Below are 16,916 nucleotides of genomic sequence, written 5' to 3' on the forward strand. Positions count from 1 at the left end.
CACCCCGCGCTCCGTCGCCGACCGCGACGACGCCGTGACCATCTCCCCCACCGTCCACCTGGTCACCGGCGACAACCCCGACGCCCCCGCCCTTAAGCTCACCGAGCGCGCCCTCCGCGACGCCGGCGCCGCCCGTATCGAACGCACCACCACCACACCGCCGCAGGGCGACGGCCTCACCGTCCACCTCGACGGCCCCGGCACCGCGGAAGCCCTGTCGGACCTCGGCATCGAGGGCCCGGCCGGCCTCCCCGCCGACGGCTACGTCCTCGGCATCGGCCGCGCCGCCGACCGCGACACCATCGTGCTGTCCGGCAAGGACGCCACCGGCACGTACTACGCCGCCCAGTCGCTCCGCCAGCTCCTCCCGCACCGCTCCGCCCCCGGCGCCGAGGTCCGCGGCACCGCCGTGCGCGACTGGCCGGGCACCGGCTGGCGCGGGGTCATCGAGGGCTTCTACGGGACCCCGTGGTCGCACGAAGCGCGCCTGGACCAGCTGGACTTCTACGGCGCGCACAAGATGAACATCTACGTCTACTCCCCCAAGGACGACGCCTACCTGCGGGAGAAGTGGCGCGACCCGTACCCGCCCGAGCAGCTCGCGAAGATCAAGGAACTGGTGGACCGCGCGGCGGAGAACCACGTCGAGTTCACGTACGCGCTCTCCCCCGGCCTGTCCGTCTGCTACAGCTCGGACGCCGACATCAAGGCGCTCAACGACAAGTTCCAGACGCTGTGGGACATCGGCGTCCGCACCTTCGCCGTGCCGCTGGACGACATCAGCTACACGGACTGGAACTGCGCCGCCGACGAGGAGAAGTTCGGCACCGGCGGCGGCGCCGCGGGCGCGGCCCAGGCGCATCTGCTCAACCGGGTCAACCGCGACTTCATCAAGACCCACGACGGCGCCGAGCCGCTGCAGATGGTGCCGACCGAGTACTACGACGTGCAGCCGTCCCCGTACAAGAAGGCCCTCGCCGAGCAGCTCGACAAGGACGTCCTGGTCGAGTGGACGGGCGTCGGCGTGATCGCCCCGACGATGACGGTCGAGGAGGCGAAGGCGGCCCGCGAGGTCTTCGGGCACGCGATCCTGACGTGGGACAACTACCCGGTCAACGACTACATCAGGGGCCGTCTCCTCCTCGGCCCCTTCAACGGCCGCGAGAAGGGCCTCCCCGGCGAGCTCGCCGGCATCACGGCGAACCCGATGGTGCAGCCGTACGCCTCCAAGCTCGCCCTCTTCACGGTCGCCGACCACGCCTGGAACGATGCCGCGTACGAGCCCGGCGCCTCGTATGCCGCCGCCCTGCGCGAGATGGCGGGTGGCGACAAGGACGTCCGGGACGCCCTGCGCGCCTTCGCCGACGCCAGCTACGGCTCGCTGCTGAACGAGCAGCAGTCACCCGAACTGGCCGCCGCCGTCAAGGACTTCTGGGACGGCGGCGACCCCGCGGCCCTGGACGCCCGCCTCCGCGAGCTGCACGACGCGCCGAAGGTCCTCCGCGACGGCCTCCCCGACCGCGGCTTCATCGCCGACGCCGACCCGTGGCTGGACTCCGCCGAGGCCTGGGGCACCGCGGGCCGCACCGCGCTCGCCCTGGTCCGCGCGGCCCGCGACGGCGACGGGGCGGAGGCCTGGCGGCTGCGGCAGCAGCTGCCGGACCTCGTCGCGAAGGCCAAGTCCTTCTCGTACGACTGGATCGACGGCACCAAGACCCCGGTGGTGCTCGCGGACGGTGTCCTCAACACCTTCGTCGAGGAGGCGCTCGCCGAGCACAACAAGGCGCTGGGCGTCCCCGGCCGCCCCAAGGCGACCTCGTCCCTGGGCACGTACCAGCAGAACGCCCCGTCCCGGATGACGGACGGCGACGACGCCACGTACTACTGGAGCAGCCGCGAGGTCCGCAAGGACGACGCGATCACCCTCGACCTGCACGCACAGCGCGGCCTTCGGAAGATCGACCTGGCGATGGGCAAGGAAGGCAGCGCGGCGGACTACATCCACGAGGGCGTGCTCGAATACTCCGCCGACGGCGAGCAGTGGACGAAGCTCGCGGACTTCTCAGGGAAGGCCGATGTCACCGCGGACGTCCCCGACGGCACCAAGGCCCGGTTCGTACGGGCCCGCGCGACCGCCGGGCAGAACGAGTGGCTGGTGGTGCGCGAATTCGCCGTCACCGCCGCCGACTCGGCGACCGTCACCGGCGGCCCGCCCGCGGCGGAGGGCAGCGCACTCGCGGCCGCCGCGGACGGCGACCCGGACACGGCGTACACGGCCTCGCGGGCGCCGCAGGCGGGCGAGACGCTCACCGTCACCCCGGCGGAGGCGAAGGAGACGAGCTCGGTCACCGTCCTCCGCCCGCAGAACGCCAAGGCCGCGGCCCGGGTCGAGCTCCGCGTCGACGGCGAATGGCGCCCGCTCGGCAGGGTGTCCGGCCCGTATACGGAGCTGAGCACCGGCGGCGCACAGGCCGAGGCGGTGCGGCTGGCCTGGAGCGAGGGCGATCCGGCGCCGGCGGTGGCGGAGGTGACGCTGCGCTGAGCCGGACCGCGTGCGGCCCCGGACCCCTGCCGACGGGGTCCGGGGCCGCACGCCCGCTCACTCCGCCGTGGCACCGCTCCGCAGCGGCTCGCTGACCCAGCCCACCGGCCCTTCGTCGGCCACCCAGCGCAGCCGCAGCTCCGGGTGTCCGGTCATGTCCCGGACGCGCACCGTGGCCCCCTTCGCCCCACAGACACGCGCCAGCTCCTGCCCCTTCGGCACGCTCCAGCCGGGCCCCGTCCCTTCATCGGCCTGCAGCACGGCGCAGCCCTCGGCACCGACGAGCTTCGTCACCCGCCCCGTCAGCACCCACTCGCCGTCCGGCAGCTCCCGCGCCGTGACCTTCGCCTCGCCGGCGTAGTCGCCGTTCCCGACGATCAGGTGGTGCTCCCGCGGCTCGCCCACGCCCGGCTCCACCGCCCCGGCCGCCCCCGCCGACCACAGCAGCCCGCCGATCACCGCCACCGGCACCGCCATCCGCATCCGCATGTCGCTCCCTCCGTCCACAGCACTGCGGCCTGCCGGTCCTGCAGGCCGTCCACGTTGATCAACGCGGGCGGTACAGCGCGGCAACGGCGCCACCCGGGTGACCGGCGCTCCGGGAAGCGTCAGGATGGGCCCATGCAGCACTGTGAGACGACGGCCCTGGGCGTGCTGCTGCGCCATGAGGGCATGGAGCTTTCCGAGCCGATGCTGTTCGGACTCGGGGCCGGGCTGAGCTTTGTGTACTGGGACAGCAAGGCGATGGACTTTCCGTTCCTGGGCGGCCGGGTCAAGCCTTTCGAGCTGACGCGGAATCTGGCCGCGCGGCTGGGTCTTGACCTGGATGTCCGCGAGACCGCCTCGGCCAAGAAGGCCTGGCAGAACATCGTGGAGCCGCTGGACGCCGGCCGTCCGGTGGGGCTGCAGCTCGACTGCTACCACCTCGCCTACTTCACCTCGAAGGTGCACTTCGGCGGCCACGTCGTCGCGATGCGCGGCTACGACGACGCCGCGGCCCACCTCACCGACACCGAGCAGCAGGGCGGCGAGGTCAGCACCTCGCTCGCCTCCCTGGGCGCGGCCCGCGCCGAGCGCGGCCCGATGACCGCGCGGAACCGCTCCTTCACCCTCACCGTCCCGCCTGGCGCACCCGAGCCGCGGTCCCGTATCGCCCCCGCGATCCGGGCCTGCGCGGAGGCGTTCCTCAACCCGCCCATCGCGAATCTCGGCCACCGCGGCATCGACAAGGCGGCGCAGCTCGTACCCAAGTGGCGGCGGCGCGAAGGACATCACGAGCGCGACCTCCCGCAGATCGCCGACCTGATGGAACGGGCGGGCACCGGCGGCGCGCTCTTCCGCAACCTCTACCGCGACTTCCTCGCCGAGAGCGCCGAGAGCGCCGAGTTGATCGACGACGCGCACCTGCGCGCGGGCCACGCCCACTACACCGAGGCCGCCACCCGCTGGACCGAGGTCGCCGCGCTCATCGCCAAGGGAAGCCTCGACGGCGCGGGCAGCGCACTCGCCGACCTCGCCCGCCTGGAGCGGGAGGCGATGACGGAGCTGCGCCAGGTCGGCGCGTAACCGGCATAAGCGAACGGCGCCGCGAACCCCCCGACCGGTGGGGTCCGCGGCGCCGTGGCGCTTCGCGAGGCGTCAGCCGCGCAGCTCCGTGTGCCGGGTCCGCAGCGCCTGGGCGCCGGACTCGGTCAGGGAGCCGTAGAGGCGCAGGCGGGAGAAGCCGCCGTCCGGGTAGATGTCGATACGGACCTGGCTGCCGGTCGCCGGGGTGTCGAGCACGAACCGGTGGTTGGTGTCCGGCTGCAGGCGGGTGCGCGGCAGGAATTCCTGCCACTCGGCGTCCTCGGACGAGCGGATGGACAGCGACGCCCAGCCGGCCGAGTTGCCCTTCAGATACGCGGTGTCGATCTCGATCGCGCGGATCGAGGACTCGGCGACGAGCTGGTAGTTGATCCAGTCGTTGCCGTTGTCACGGCGGCGGGCGGTCTCCCAGCCGTCGTCCATCTTGCGGGAGCGGCCCGGGTTGATGGTATTGACCGGCGAGGAGTAGAAGCGGTTCGAGGCGTCGAGGACCTGGCCGCCGTTCTCCAGCGCCACCACGTCGAACGAGCCGAGCGCCGCGAGCCACTTGGGGTCGGGCAGCACCTCGCCGTAGACCCGCAGGCGGGCGATGCCGCCGTCGGGGTGCTGGTTGACGCGCAGGTGCGTGAAGGACTGCTCGGCGGTGACCTCGAAGCCGTTGGCCGCGTGGCCGCCGACCGGGGTGCGCGGGACGATGGTCGTCCACTTCACGTCGTCGGCGAGGAGCTCCTCGGGCGTCGGGGCGCCCGCCACCGAGGTGGCCTCGATCGATACGGCCTGCGGCATGTTGCCGCGGAAGTGGGCGGTGTCGACGACGACGCCGCGGATGACGCCGGGGGCGCCGAGGCGGACGAGCGCCCAGTCGTGGTCGTCGGCGGTCGGCCAGGGCTGGCCGGCCGAGACGCCGCGGCGGCGCCGGGTCTCCCAGCCGTCCATGACCTTGCCCTTGTGGCCGAAGTGCTCGGGGTCGAACTCGGCGGCCTCGGGGACCAGGAGGTTCTCGCGCTGCGCGAAGAACTCGTCGTTCGCGGCGATGACACCGGCGCCGAGCGTACGGTCGGCGAGGTTGGCGTACTGGGTGAACGGGAAGTCCGCGGTGCGGTAGTCGGCGTAGGGGTCGCCGCCGCCGTACGGGTTCGCGTTGCCGGTGAAGCTGGGTATCTCGGACGCCACGGTGTCAGTTGTTCCTTTCGAGAAGTCGGCCGGTGGGCTCGGTGAAGACGCCGTCCGCGTAGATGCGCTGTCCGCGCAGCCAGGTGGACTTGACGACGCCGCTGAGGGTCTTGCCGTGGTAGGCGGTGACCTTGTTGCGGTGCTGCAGCGCTGCGGCGTCGACGGTGAAGGTCGTGTCGGGCTCCAGGACGGCGAAGTCGGCGTCGCGGCCGGCCTCGATGGCGCCCTTCTGGTCGAGGCCGACCAGGCCGGAGGTGCGCTCGGACATCCAGCGCACCACGTCCGTCAGGTCGTAGCCGCGCTTGCGCGCCTCTGTCCACATGGCGGCGAGGCTGAGCTGGAGGCCGGAGATGCCGCCCCAGGCGGTGGCGAAGTCGTCCGTCTTGAGGTCGACGGTCGACGGCGAGTGGTCGGTGACGACGCAGTCGATGGTGCCCTCGGCGAGCGCCTGCCACAGCAGGTCCTGGTTGGCGGCCTCACGGATGGGCGGGCAGCACTTGAACTCGCTGGCGCCGTCCGGCACTTCCTCGGCGGTCAGGGTGAGGTAGTGCGGGCAGGTCTCGACGGTCAGCTGGACGCCCTCGGCCTTCGCGGCCGCGATGACCGGCAGCGCGTCGGAGGAGGACAGGTGCAGCACGTGCACCCGGGCGTTGAAGCGCTTGGCCAGATCGATGAGCAGGGCGATCGCCTGTCCCTCGGCGTCCCGGGGGCGGGAGGCGAGGAAGTCGTTGTAGAAGCGGCCGGGGGTGTGCGGCGCCGATTCGAGGATGTGCGGGTCCTCGGCGTGCACGATCAGCAGGCCGCCGAAGCCGGCTATCTCCTCGATCGCGCCCTCCAGCTGCTCGCCGCCGAGCTCCGGGAACTCGTCCACGCCGGACGGCGACAGGAAGCACTTGAAGCCGAAGACGCCGGCGTCGTGCAGCGGCTTCAGGTCGTTGAGGTTGCCGGGTATCGCGCCGCCCCAGAAGCCGACGTCGATGTGCGCCTTCGGGCGGGCGACGTCCTTCTTGATGCCCAGCGCGCGGCGGGTGGTGGTGGGCGGCAGGCTGTTCAACGGCATGTCGACGAGCGTGGTGATGCCGCCGGCGGCCGCCGCGCGGGTGGCGGTGTAGAAGCCCTCCCACTCGGTGCGGCCGGGGTCGTTCACGTGCACGTGGCTGTCCACCAGGCCGGGCAGCAGGACGTCGTCGCCGAAGTCCTCGACGCGGGCCGCGGCCGGGGTCTCGGCCTCGTACGGGAGCACCTCGACGATGCGGCCACCGGACACGGTGACCGTGGCGGGGCGCTCTCCCTCAGGCGTGATGACGCGCCGCGAGCGCAGTACCAGATCGACGTCGGACACCCGTGACCCTCCGTATTCCCTTTGACCAACCGCAGACGAATTTCAACTTTCTGTTGAACACCTTCGCTGGCCGGATCGCGGCCGTCAAGGGTCACTTTTGGGCCTGCCGGAGTCGGATTGGTCACCAACCACGAGGCGATGGAGGTGCGCTTGTACGATTCCACATAATGAAAGTGGGGTTCCGGCCGGGTAGGCTCCCCCCACCTTCCTGCCTGCAGTGACGACGCGAAAGGACCGCCTCCGTGCCGCCGTCCACCGCCAACACCGAAGCCTCGAAGCCGGCCGCTGCCGCCACCGGCGGCGTGCAGTCCCTCGAGCGCGCCTTCGACCTTCTCGAGCGCATGGCCGACGCGGGCGGCGAGGTCGGCCTGAGCGAGCTGGCGTCCACCAGCGGACTGCCGCTGCCGACCATCCACCGGCTGATGCGCACCCTCGTGGCCTGCGGTTACGTCCGGCAGAGCGCGAACCGCCGGTACTCCCTCGGCCCGCGTCTGATCCGCCTCGGCGAGACCTCGTCGCGGCTGCTGGGCACCTGGGCGCGGCCGTATCTCGCGCAGGTCGTGGCGAAGACCGAGGAGACGGCGAACATGGCGCTGCTCGACGGCGACGAGATCGTCTACGTGGCGCAGTCGCCGTCGCCGCACGCGATGCGGATGTTCACGGAGGTCGGCGGCCGGGTGCTGCCGCACTCCACCGGCGTGGGCAAGGCGCTGCTGGCACACACCCCCGACGACGAGGTCCGGGCGCTGCTGCAGCGCACCGGGATGCCCGCGAAGACCCCGAAGACGATCACCTCGATCGACGCCTTCCTGGCGGCGCTGGCCAAGGTCCGCGAGGACGGCTACGCCGTCGACGACAACGAGCAGGAGATGGGCGTCCGCTGCGTCGCGGTGACCATCCCGGACGCCCCGACGCCGTCGGCGGTCTCGATCTCGGGTCCTGCGGGCCGGGTCACGGACGAGGCGATCAAGGACATCGTCCCGGTGCTGCAGGACATCGCCCGGGACCTGTCGGTCGCGTGGGCGGACACCACCTCGGCGTAGTCGCCGTTTCGCAGGCCCTTAGTCGCCCCGCCGCTGGCCGGGGATGTCCACCCCGAAGAGGTCGATGACCTCGCGGACCTCCGTCAGCGCGGGGGACAGGGCGCTCACCGAGCCGACCGCCCCCGCGATCAGCAGCAGCGACCGCCGCATGCGCGGCACCTCGGGCGTGCCCGTATGCGCCATCGCGCTCAGCACGAGCAGCTCGTCCTCCGCCGCCTCGCGGTCCGAGAGCTCGCCCGGCAGGGCGGCCAGCTCCCGCCTGAGTCGGGACACCGCTGTCTGCAGCGCCTGCACCCGCGGGTCCTCCACGGCGACGGCACCTCTCAGCTGCGTACGATCGTTCACCACGGCAGCTCTCCCCCTTGCTTGCCCTGACTGACTTGCCGTATTGCCCCGGGCACGTTGGTCAGACGCATACGGGACTCGGATCAGTTAACGCCACCCGCCCACCGACACGCCAGAAAGTGCCGGAAATTCAGATGATTTCGAGCACCGGAACGCCACCCTCCGTGGCCGGCCTGGTCCTGGCGGCGGGCGCGGGGCGGCGCCTGGGCGGCCGCCCGAAGGCGCTGCTCGACCTCGCCGGCCGCCCCTTGGTCGAACGGGCCGCACAGGTGCTCGGCGCCGGCGGCTGCGCCCCGGTGCACGTGGTGCTCGGCGCGGCGGAGGCGGAGGTCCGTAAGCGAGCCGACCTCGCCGGCTGCGAGCTGGTCTCGAACCCGGACTGGGCCACGGGCATGGCGTCGTCCCTGCGTGCGGGCCTGGCATCGCTGTCGCCGGGAACGGCCACAGCCGCGCTGATCATGCTGGTCGACCAGCCGCGGATCGGCGCGGAGGCGGTGGCCCGGCTGGTACGGGCGCACGGCGACGGCGCGGCACTGGCGGCCGCCGCGTATGGTGGCGAACGGGGCAATCCGGTACTGATCGCCCGGCACCACTGGGCGGCGGTACGGGAGACCGCCACCGGCGACCGCGGCGCCCGCGACTTCCTGCGGGACCACCGCGCCGAGCTGACGCTCGTCGAGTGCGGCGATGTGGCGGCGCCCGACGACATCGACACCGAGGCGGATCTGAGGCTCCTCGGGCCTTACGGGGACTGACCCCACCGCCCGCCGGGCACTGGCACTGAGAGCCACCTCACGTCCGGTTTGGATATCTTGACGTCAACACACCGTTGAACTTCCGCCATAAGGAAACTATTCTCCACTGGTCAGAACCGCCGTACGGCCGTACGGCGACCGAAATCAGCGTTTCGCAGCGCCCGGCACCCCGTGCCGGTCTAGGAGTAGGTGACAGCCATGTCCGCACCAGCGCCGTCCCCGCTGGCCATCGTCGAAGCCGAGCCCATCGAGCGCCAGGACGAGGTCCTCACCGATGCCGCTCTCGCGTTCATCGCGGAGCTGCACCAGCGATTCACCCCGCGCCGCGACGAGCTCCTGGCCCGCCGTGGCGAGCGCCGTGCCGAGATCGCCAAGACCTCGAAGCTGGACTTCCTGCCGGAGACCGCCCACGTCCGCGAGGACGAGACCTGGCGCGTCGCCCCGGCCCCGAAGGCCCTCCAGGACCGCCGGGTGGAGATCACCGGTCCCACCGACCGCAAGATGACGATCAACGCGCTGAACTCCGGCGCCAAGGTCTGGCTCGCCGACTTCGAAGACGCCTCCGCTCCCACCTGGGAGAACGTGATCGGTGGCCAGATCAACCTGATCGACGCCTACGAGCGCCGGATCGACTTCACCGACCCGAAGTCGGGCAAGTCCTACGCCCTGAAGAGCGCCGACGAGCTGGCCACCGTGGTCATGCGCCCGCGCGGCTGGCACCTCGACGAGCGGCACCTGCAGATCGACGGCCGCGCCGTCCCGGGCGCCCTGGTCGACTTCGGCCTGTACTTCTTCCACAACGCGCAGCGCCTGATCGACCTCGGCAAGGGCCCGTACTTCTACCTCCCGAAGACGGAGTCGTACCTGGAGGCCCGCCTCTGGAACGACATCTTCGTCTTCGCCCAGAACTACGTCGGCATCCCGCAGGGCACCGTCCGCGCGACCGTCCTGATCGAGACGATCACCGCCGCGTACGAGATGGAGGAGATCCTCTACGAGCTGCGCGACCACGCCTCGGGCCTGAACGCCGGCCGCTGGGACTACCTCTTCTCGATCGTGAAGAACTTCCGCGACGGCGGCTCGAAGTTCGTCCTCCCGGACCGCAACGCGGTCACGATGACGGCCCCCTTCATGCGCGCGTACACGGAGCTCCTGGTCCGTACGTGCCACAAGCGCGGCGCCTTCGCGATCGGCGGCATGGCGGCCTTCATCCCGTCCCGGCGCGACGCCGAGGTCAACAAGGTCGCCTTCGAGAAGGTCAAGAACGACAAGGACCGCGAGGCCGGCGACGGCTTCGACGGCTCCTGGGTCGCGCACCCGGACCTGGTCCCGGTCGCCCGCGCCTCCTTCGACGCGGTGCTCGGCGACAACCCGAACCAGACCGGCCGGCTCCGCGAGGACGTCAAGGTCACCGCCGACCAGCTGACCGCCATCGACTCCCTGGAGGCCAAGCCCACCTTCGAGGGCCTGCGCAACGCCGTCCAGGTCGGCATCCGCTACATCGAGGCCTGGCTCCGCGGCCTCGGCGCGGTCGCGATCTTCAACCTCATGGAGGACGCCGCCACCGCCGAGATCTCCCGCTCCCAGATCTGGCAGTGGATCAACGCGGGCGTCGTCTTCGAGAACGGCGAGACCGCGACGGCGGACCTGGTCCGCAAGGTCGCGGCTGAGGAGCTGGCCGGCATCCGCGCCGAGGTCGGCCCGGAGGCCTTCGAGGCCGGCAAGTGGCAGCAGGCCCACGACCTCCTCCTCCAGGTCTCCCTGGACACGGACTACGTCGACTTCCTCACCCTCCCGGCCTACGAGCAGCTCCGCTGACCCCGTAGCCTCCCGCAAGACCCGAGAGCCCCGGCCACCGCACTATGGCCGGGGCTTTCGTCATGCCGCCGCGGCCTCTTCGAGCAGCTCTTGCGTGAGGTGGTGCAGGCGCTGCGCCGCGTCCTGATCGAAGGCGGGCGCCTTCAGCGGTAGTTGGCGCTTGCCGCGGTAGGCGCTGAAAGGGAGGTTCGGCGGGTCGTCCAGGAGCCGGACCATCGGGCCGATGGCCTTCGGCACGGATGTGGCGAACAGCGCGAACTGCGCCTTGGCCAGAGTGCGCAGCGGCTGCGGGAGATGGTCCGGCATGCCGGTGGATACGACGCCGGGGTTGTAGCCGACGTAGCGGATCGCGGAGCCGGGATAGCAGGCGGCGAAGGCGACGCCGAGGAGGTCGTTGGCGCGGAAGGACTGCAGGGTGGCCTTGGTGCCGCTGTAGCGCCGCGCCAGCTGCACGTCGTCGAAGTGGACGCGGCCGAGACGGATGCCCGGGGTGCCGACGTTCATCACCACCGGTCGCGGTGCGGCCTCCAGGGCCGGTCGCAGGCCGTGGCTGAGGACGTAACGGCTGAGGTAGGCGAGGGCGAAGCTGTGCTCGAAGCCCTCGTCGGTGGTCGTGCGGGGGCCGAAGAGCCGGTAGCGCTGGGCGCAGAGGATCAGCTTGTCGACCGCGGTGCAGCCGCGCTCGATCCTGCGCACGAGGTCCCGTGCCGCCGCGACCGAGGTGAGGTCGGCGAGCACGAACTCGGCGCGGTCAGCGGCCGATATCGCCGACGCCTCGGCCAGGAGCGCCTCGCCCTTGGCGGGAGTGCTGCCGACGGCCAGGACGCGCGCGCCTTGGCGCAGGTAGTGCAGGGCGAGGCCCTTGCCCAGCCCGTCCGTGCCTCCGGTGATGACGACGGTCTGCATGTCTCGCTCTCCTCCGGGTCGCGGTAAGCGGATACGGGATATCCGCTTACTCCAGGACCGTAGCACGAAGCGGATATGCTGTATCCGATTCGAGCGGGACCCACTGCCGGAAGGCTGGTTGATGAGCAAACGAGAGGACCGCGCCCCCGCGGCGGCACGCCCGCTGCGCCGGGACGCGGAGCTCAACCGCCGCCGGATCCTGCGGGCCGGCCGCGAGGTCTTCGCCGAGCGGGGACTCCAGGCCACGCTCAACGACGTCGCCCACCACGCGGGCCTCGGCGTCGGCACGGTCTACCGCAAGTTCCCCGACAAGCAGGCGCTCGCCGAGGCCGTCTTCGTCGAGGAGCTCGACGAGATCGCGGGGATGGCGCGCGCCGGCCTGGACGAAGGCGACGCCTTCGCCGCCCTGGCCCGCTTCCTGGAGGACGCGCTGGCGCGCGCGGCGCACAATCGCGGGCTGCGCGAGGTGATGCGCCGCGGCGGCATGGACGGCGACGGGCTGGCCCGGGCCCGGCAGGAGATCGAGCGGCACTGCACGGACCTGGTGGCGAAGGCGCGCGCCCAGGGGACCTTGCGCGCGGGCATCACGGAAGCCGACATCGCCCCGATCGCCGCGATGATCGACGCGGTCATGACCCTGCCCGGCGACCGCCCCCCTGGCCTGTGGCGGCGCTATCTGGAGATCATCCTCTACGGGATCCACGCCGGCACTCCCCCGCCGCCGGCCGAAGGCGACGCCTAAGACACCGACCTTTCGGGACGACCTCCGGACAGTTCCGAACGAAGTTCCGTACGCTCCGACTGAACGCACGCACCCACCTGATCAGCGAGGTCGAGGAATGGACAGCGCAGAGTACGAGCGCAAGATCGCCGCACGCTTCGAGCAGTTCGACCAGGACGGCAACGGCTACATCGACCGCGAGGACTTCAGCGTGGCCGCCAAGGCCGTGCTCACCGAGTTCGGCACGACCGCGCGTTCCGACAAGGGGCAGACCCTGCTCGCCGGGGCCGAGGCGTTCTGGCAGGGCATGGCCGGGATCGCCGATGTCGACGGGGACCAGCGGGTGACGCGGGAGGAGTTCGTCACCGGCGCCGTGAAGCGGCTGCGCGACAATCCGCACCGCTTCGCCGAGATCGCCCGGCCCTTCCTGCGCGCGGTGATCCGTATCGCCGACGCCGAGGGCAACGGCTCCGCCACCCCGCCCTCCGCCGAGCGGATCCTGCGGATCTTCGGCGTCGAGGAGGCCCCCGCCCGCACCGCCGCCACCGCGCTCGACGCCGACGCGGACGGCTGGATCACCGAGGACGACTGCCTGAAGGCCTTCGCGGCGTACTTCACGACTCCCGAGCCGGACTGACCGAACCGCCTGGTCACAGGCCGTCGTCGAGGTGCCAGTGCTGTTGCCACCGCCAGTCGATCGGCTGGTCGGCGCGCTGGTAGCGGATGTCGGTCGAGAGGCGGACGGCGTCGCCGGTGTTGTCCAGGGAGGCGTGAATGATGTGCGCGGAGTGCACCACCATGTCGCCCGCGGCGTAGTCGGCGAGCAGCCAGCGGGCGTCCTGCTGCCGCGCCAGCGCGGGCAGATCGGCGGTGATCGAGGCGGCCGGACGCCGGAGCGTGCCCGCCGCCTCCTCGGCGAGTACGCGCAGATGGCTGCGCTCCAGGTACACCAGGCCGCCCAGCTCCACCGGGCAGTCGCCGAGCGGAATCCAGGAGCTCAGCACCCGGTCGGTGCCCTCGCGCAGATAGACCAGGTCGTAGTGGGCCTGGGTGGCGGTGCCGACGCCGGCCTCGCCGGGGCGGATGTGCCGGAGGATCTTGCGCCGGTGCAGGAACGTGTCGCCGCCCAGGAACCAGGCGTACCAGTCCCGGATCGCCGGCTGCGCGCAGAAGCGCCGGTACTCCTCCCCCGGCACCACCCGGCCGAAGAGCCCGCGTCGCTGCTCCGCCCGCGGCGCCTCCGGGTCGACGTGTGCGAAGTAGAACTCCCGGAAGCCGCGCACCGCACCAGGATCGAGCGCGCCCCGCAGCCAGAGATATCCGTCCGCCCGCAGCCGCCGCCACAGCGCGTCCCGGTCGTGGCGCTCCGCGTCCGGTACGGGATCGAGCCGTCCCAGGCGGTCGGGAGAGGTGTCGAGCACGTGGCCGTTCGAGGTGAGCATGGCCGCAGGATCACCTGTCCGGGCCGGTCGGCGACAGGGACGCGGGCGTCGAATGCTTGGACTTACGGCTCCTCGCCCGTCACGCATTCGCGGCAGCTGCTGACGAAGTCCCGTACCACCGGATCCGCTTCGGCCGCCGCCGGCCGGACCACGCCGACCTGGCTGGGGCTGATCCCGGTCAGCGGGCGGTACGTGATGCCGGGGCGCGGGTAGAAGCGGGCGGCGGATTCGGGGGCGAGGGCGATGCCGTAGCCGTTGGCGACGGCGGTGAGCCATTCGTCGGGGTTCTCGGTGACGGCGCCGATCCGGGCCGGATGCCCCACGCGCTCCTCGGTCCCCAGCCAGTAGTCGCGCCACTGCCCCGTCTCCGGTACGGGCGCCACGACGGGCTCGTCCCACAACTCCTGGAAGGCGATCTCGTCCCGGGCGGCGAGCGGGTGCGAGCTCGGCAGCACGACGCACCGCGGCTCGGTCAGCAGCACCTCCACGCGCAGCTCCTCCTGTCCCGGGAACGGCAGCCGCAGCAGCGCCACATCGACGTCCCCGTCGCGCAGCCCGGCCGTCGGCTCCGACCAGGAGCCCTGCCGCATGTCCACCCGCCAGCCGGGCCGCCGCCGGGTGAAGGCCGCGATGATCCGCGGGGTGAGCTCATTGGCGGCGCTGGCCAGGAAGCCGACCCGCAGCACCCGCTCCGCCCGCGCGGCCGCGCCCCGGGTGTCCCGCAGCACCTCGTCCCACCCGGCCAGCAGCCCCGGCACCCCGGCGGCCAGCGCCCGCCCCGGCTCGGTGAGCGCCATGCCGGACCGCGACCGGGTGAACAGCTGCACGCCCAGCTGCGCCTCCAGCTGCCGGATCTGCTTGGTCAGCGCGGGCTGCGAGACGTACAGCCGCTGCGCGGCCCGGGTGAGGTGTCCCTCCTCCGCTACGGCGGCGAAGTAGCGCAGCAGGCGGGTGTCCACATCCATGCCGCCAGGTTATGAACGCAGGTATTGGACGGCAATCGGCGCCCGCGGCGACGGTGGAGACACGTCCCCGCGCCCTCGCGAAGGAGCCGCTCATGTCCGCCGCCTACGTCATCGTCACGGCCGTCACCGCGCTGGTCATCGCCGCCGCGGCGTACCTGGACTTCGTACGGCACCCGTACGTCCTCGGCATCGCCACCCGGCTACGCGTACCGCTGTCCTGGACGCTCCCTCTGGGCCTGCTGCTCGCCACCGGCGCGCTCGGCCTAGCGGCCGGCTTCGCCGTGCCGTGGCTGGGCACGGCGGCCGCCACCGGACTCCTGCTGTACTTCCTGGGCGCGATCGGCGCCCATCTGCGCGTACGCGACTACGACCTGGGCGGCGCCGGATTCTGCCTGGCGCTGGCGACGGCATCGCTGGCGCTGGGGCTGGCGGAGCACGGGGTCGCGTGAGCGGCGCGATCAGAGCGGACCGGTCAACTCCACCGCCTGCCACGCAACGGTGCGACACTGACCGATGCCCTTTCACGCGAGTGAACTGACCATCGTCCCCGCCAACGAGGCCCCTTGGGACGACGTCGCCCGCATCTTCGGCACCACCGACGCGGGCCATTGCCAGTGCCAGCGCTTCAAGGTCGTCGGCTGGATCTGGCGCGACTCCACGCACGAGGAGCGGACGGCGATGCTGCGCGCGCAGACCGCCTGCGGCCGTCCGGAGGCGCCCGCCACCAGCGGCCTGGTCGCCTATGCGAGCGACGAGCCGGCCGGTTGGGTCGCGGTCGAGCCGCGGGTGGCGTATCCCAAGCTCCGTACGTCGCGGGTGCCTTGGAGCGGGCGCAGTGAGGACAAGGACGATCCGGGCGTGTGGGCCGTGACGTGCTTCGTCGTGCGGAAGGGGTTCCGCGGGCGCGGGCTCACGTATCCGCTCGCCCAGGCGGCGGTGGACTTCGCACGCGAGCGCGGGGCGCGGGCGCTGGAGGCGTATCCGATGGTCACCGAGCCGGGCAAGGAGATCACCTGGGGTGAGACGCATGTGGGCACCCGGCAGGTCTTCGAGGAGGCGGGGCTGAAGGAGGTCAGCCGGCCGACGAAGCGGCGGGTGGTCATGCGGATCGGGTTCTGAGCGGCCGGGCTTTCAGCGAAGGTTGGCCTTGAAGAAGGCCATCGTCCGGTCGATCGACGTCCGCCACCGCGCGCCGAAGACGTGGCCCTCGCCCTCGTACTCGCGCAGCTGCACGTCCTTGCCCGCCTTCTCGAATACCGACGCCGCCTCGCGTGACCACCTGACCGGGCACGACGTGTCCCGTGTCCCGTGGTGGATGAGCAGCGGGTCCTTGATCCGGTCGGCGTAAGTGAGGGGTGAAGCCTCCCTCCAGAACTTCGGGTTGGACTTCGGGGTGCCGTATTCGGTGTCGATCCGCTTCACCAGCGGATCGCCGTTGCGGCGCTGGAACTGGTCGATGTTCTCCGCCGGGCGCCCGCTCACCGGCGCGTACGCCACGGCGGCGTCGACCAGGCCGGGCGCCGCCACCAGCGTGTTGTAGACGACGCCGCCGCCCATCGACCGGCCGAGCAGCCCGATGCGGTCGCCGTCGATCTCCGCGCGGCCCGAGGAGCGCAGCGCCTTCACCGCGCCGATGACGTCCTCGGTGTAGCCGAGGCGGAGGCTCATGTCGTTGTCGGGGTCGTCGTCGGAGCCGGCGTGGTTGCGGTAGTCGGTGTGCAGCACCACGTATCCGTTACGGGCCAGCAGGTCCTGCTCGCGGTCGAGGGTGCCGCGGCCGGAGACATACGTCCGCACGTCGGCGTAACCGTGCGCCAGCACCAGGGCCGGGAACGGGCCGTCGCCGCGCGGGATGTTGAGGACGCCCGAGATGCGCAGGCCGTTCGCGCGGTACGTGACCGCGTACCGGGTGTACGCGGAGTTGCGCGCGAGGACGTCGCCGAGGCGCAGGGCGGAGCCGGTGTGCTTGCGGGCGATGAGGGCGGGGATGGAGACCGGGTGGGTGGCGGGCGTGGGAGAGGCGGTCCGGCCCGGGGATTCGGACGTGGCCTTGCCCCGCGGCGAGGCCGACCGCTCATCCCCGCCGTCGCTCCCGGTGCAGGCGGACACGGCCACCAGGAGCAGCCCGGCGACGAGACCCCAGAGACGTAACGGCATGGGCCCGATTATCCGCACCGGACCGAAGACCGGGATAAAGACCCGCAGCGCGGCCGGTCCACCCCGCCCGGTGCTTCATGTGACAGACAGCAACGGGCGGGTGGGTGCGCATACCCCGTACCC

General features: G+C 71.8%; 17 protein-coding genes. 9 read left to right on the forward strand and 8 right to left on the reverse strand.

The window, feature by feature from the left end; translation table 11 throughout:
* A partial coding sequence (locus G5C51_RS29890; protein WP_206314476.1) for a glycoside hydrolase family 84 protein occupies positions 1-2,542 on the forward strand: 2,542 nt, incomplete at its 5' end.
* A gap of 57 nt (positions 2,543-2,599) precedes the next feature.
* Here the strand turns inward: G5C51_RS29890 and G5C51_RS29895 are convergent.
* Complete coding sequence (locus G5C51_RS29895) at positions 2,600-3,031, reverse strand: hypothetical protein (RefSeq protein ID WP_165241730.1); 432 nt, start codon at positions 3,029-3,031, stop codon at positions 2,600-2,602.
* A gap of 132 nt (positions 3,032-3,163) precedes the next feature.
* On the opposite strand from G5C51_RS29895, the gene G5C51_RS29900 reads away from it, so the two are divergent.
* A complete protein-coding gene (locus G5C51_RS29900) occupies positions 3,164-4,108 on the forward strand; it encodes a BtrH N-terminal domain-containing protein (protein WP_165241732.1) in 945 nt (314 codons plus the stop codon).
* 72 nt (positions 4,109-4,180) lie between these two features.
* Here the strand turns inward: G5C51_RS29900 and alc are convergent, their stop codons facing one another.
* Positions 4,181-5,299: an allantoicase gene (gene alc, locus G5C51_RS29905; RefSeq protein ID WP_338118351.1), complete on the reverse strand. Its 1,119-nt coding sequence runs from the start codon at positions 5,297-5,299 to the stop codon at positions 4,181-4,183.
* Positions 5,300-5,303: 4 nt separating this feature from the next.
* Entirely contained in the window at positions 5,304-6,641 is a 1,338-nt protein-coding gene (gene allB / locus G5C51_RS29910) for an allantoinase AllB (RefSeq protein WP_165241735.1), read from the reverse strand.
* Between the two features lie 242 nt (positions 6,642-6,883).
* On the opposite strand from allB, the gene G5C51_RS29915 reads away from it, so the two are divergent.
* On the forward strand, positions 6,884-7,684 hold the full coding sequence (locus tag G5C51_RS29915; protein ID WP_165241737.1) for an IclR family transcriptional regulator domain-containing protein: 801 nt from the start codon (positions 6,884-6,886) through the stop codon (positions 7,682-7,684).
* An 18-nt stretch (positions 7,685-7,702) separates the two neighbouring features.
* Here G5C51_RS29915 and G5C51_RS29920 read toward each other — a convergent pair whose 3' ends face one another.
* Positions 7,703-8,029, reverse strand: coding sequence for a DUF5955 family protein (locus tag G5C51_RS29920; RefSeq protein ID WP_165241739.1), 327 nt, complete (start codon positions 8,027-8,029; stop codon positions 7,703-7,705).
* Between the two features lie 134 nt (positions 8,030-8,163).
* Here G5C51_RS29920 and G5C51_RS29925 point away from each other — a divergent pair, with 134 nt between their 5' ends.
* A complete protein-coding gene (locus G5C51_RS29925) occupies positions 8,164-8,784 on the forward strand; it encodes a nucleotidyltransferase family protein (protein WP_165241741.1) in 621 nt (206 codons plus the stop codon).
* Positions 8,785-8,982: 198 nt separating this feature from the next.
* Positions 8,983-10,602, forward strand: a complete 1,620-nt coding sequence (gene aceB, locus G5C51_RS29930) for a malate synthase A (protein WP_165241743.1) — start codon at positions 8,983-8,985, stop codon at positions 10,600-10,602.
* A 60-nt stretch (positions 10,603-10,662) separates the two neighbouring features.
* On the opposite strand, the gene G5C51_RS29935 is transcribed toward aceB, so the two are convergent.
* Complete coding sequence (locus G5C51_RS29935; RefSeq protein ID WP_165241745.1) at positions 10,663-11,508, reverse strand: SDR family NAD(P)-dependent oxidoreductase; 846 nt, start codon at positions 11,506-11,508, stop codon at positions 10,663-10,665.
* 121 nt (positions 11,509-11,629) lie between these two features.
* Here G5C51_RS29935 and G5C51_RS29940 point away from each other — a divergent pair, with 121 nt between their 5' ends.
* Together G5C51_RS29940 and G5C51_RS29945 are read left to right on the forward strand one after the other, a co-directional pair.
* Positions 11,630-12,250 (forward strand): TetR/AcrR family transcriptional regulator, encoded by a 621-nt coding sequence (locus G5C51_RS29940; RefSeq protein WP_165241747.1) that lies wholly within the window; start codon positions 11,630-11,632, stop codon positions 12,248-12,250.
* Positions 12,251-12,347: 97 nt separating this feature from the next.
* Positions 12,348-12,866: an EF-hand domain-containing protein gene (locus G5C51_RS29945; RefSeq protein WP_165241749.1), complete on the forward strand. Its 519-nt coding sequence runs from the start codon at positions 12,348-12,350 to the stop codon at positions 12,864-12,866.
* A 13-nt stretch (positions 12,867-12,879) separates the two neighbouring features.
* Here the strand turns inward: G5C51_RS29945 and G5C51_RS29950 are convergent, their stop codons facing one another.
* The gene (locus tag G5C51_RS29950) at positions 12,880-13,671 is read right to left on the reverse strand and encodes a phytanoyl-CoA dioxygenase family protein (protein WP_165241751.1); all 792 of its coding nucleotides are present in this window, start codon (positions 13,669-13,671) and stop codon (positions 12,880-12,882) included.
* Positions 13,672-13,733: 62 nt separating this feature from the next.
* Positions 13,734-14,636 (reverse strand): LysR family transcriptional regulator, encoded by a 903-nt coding sequence (locus G5C51_RS29955; protein ID WP_165241753.1) that lies wholly within the window; start codon positions 14,634-14,636, stop codon positions 13,734-13,736.
* A gap of 92 nt (positions 14,637-14,728) precedes the next feature.
* On the opposite strand from G5C51_RS29955, the gene G5C51_RS29960 reads away from it, so the two are divergent.
* Both G5C51_RS29960 and G5C51_RS29965 read left to right on the forward strand, forming a co-directional pair.
* Entirely contained in the window at positions 14,729-15,085 is a 357-nt protein-coding gene (locus G5C51_RS29960) for a DoxX family protein (RefSeq protein WP_165241755.1), read from the forward strand.
* 64 nt (positions 15,086-15,149) lie between these two features.
* The gene (locus G5C51_RS29965) at positions 15,150-15,755 is read left to right on the forward strand and encodes a GNAT family N-acetyltransferase (protein ID WP_165241757.1); all 606 of its coding nucleotides are present in this window, start codon (positions 15,150-15,152) and stop codon (positions 15,753-15,755) included.
* Positions 15,756-15,767: 12 nt separating this feature from the next.
* Here G5C51_RS29965 and G5C51_RS29970 read toward each other — a convergent pair whose 3' ends face one another.
* The gene (locus G5C51_RS29970; RefSeq protein ID WP_165241759.1) at positions 15,768-16,793 is read right to left on the reverse strand and encodes an alpha/beta hydrolase family protein; all 1,026 of its coding nucleotides are present in this window, start codon (positions 16,791-16,793) and stop codon (positions 15,768-15,770) included.
* Between the last annotated feature and the right edge of the window lie 123 nt (positions 16,794-16,916).

It is taken from the genome of Streptomyces coryli (assembly GCF_011044975.1).
Lineage (GTDB): Bacteria > Actinomycetota > Actinomycetes > Streptomycetales > Streptomycetaceae > Streptomyces > Streptomyces coryli.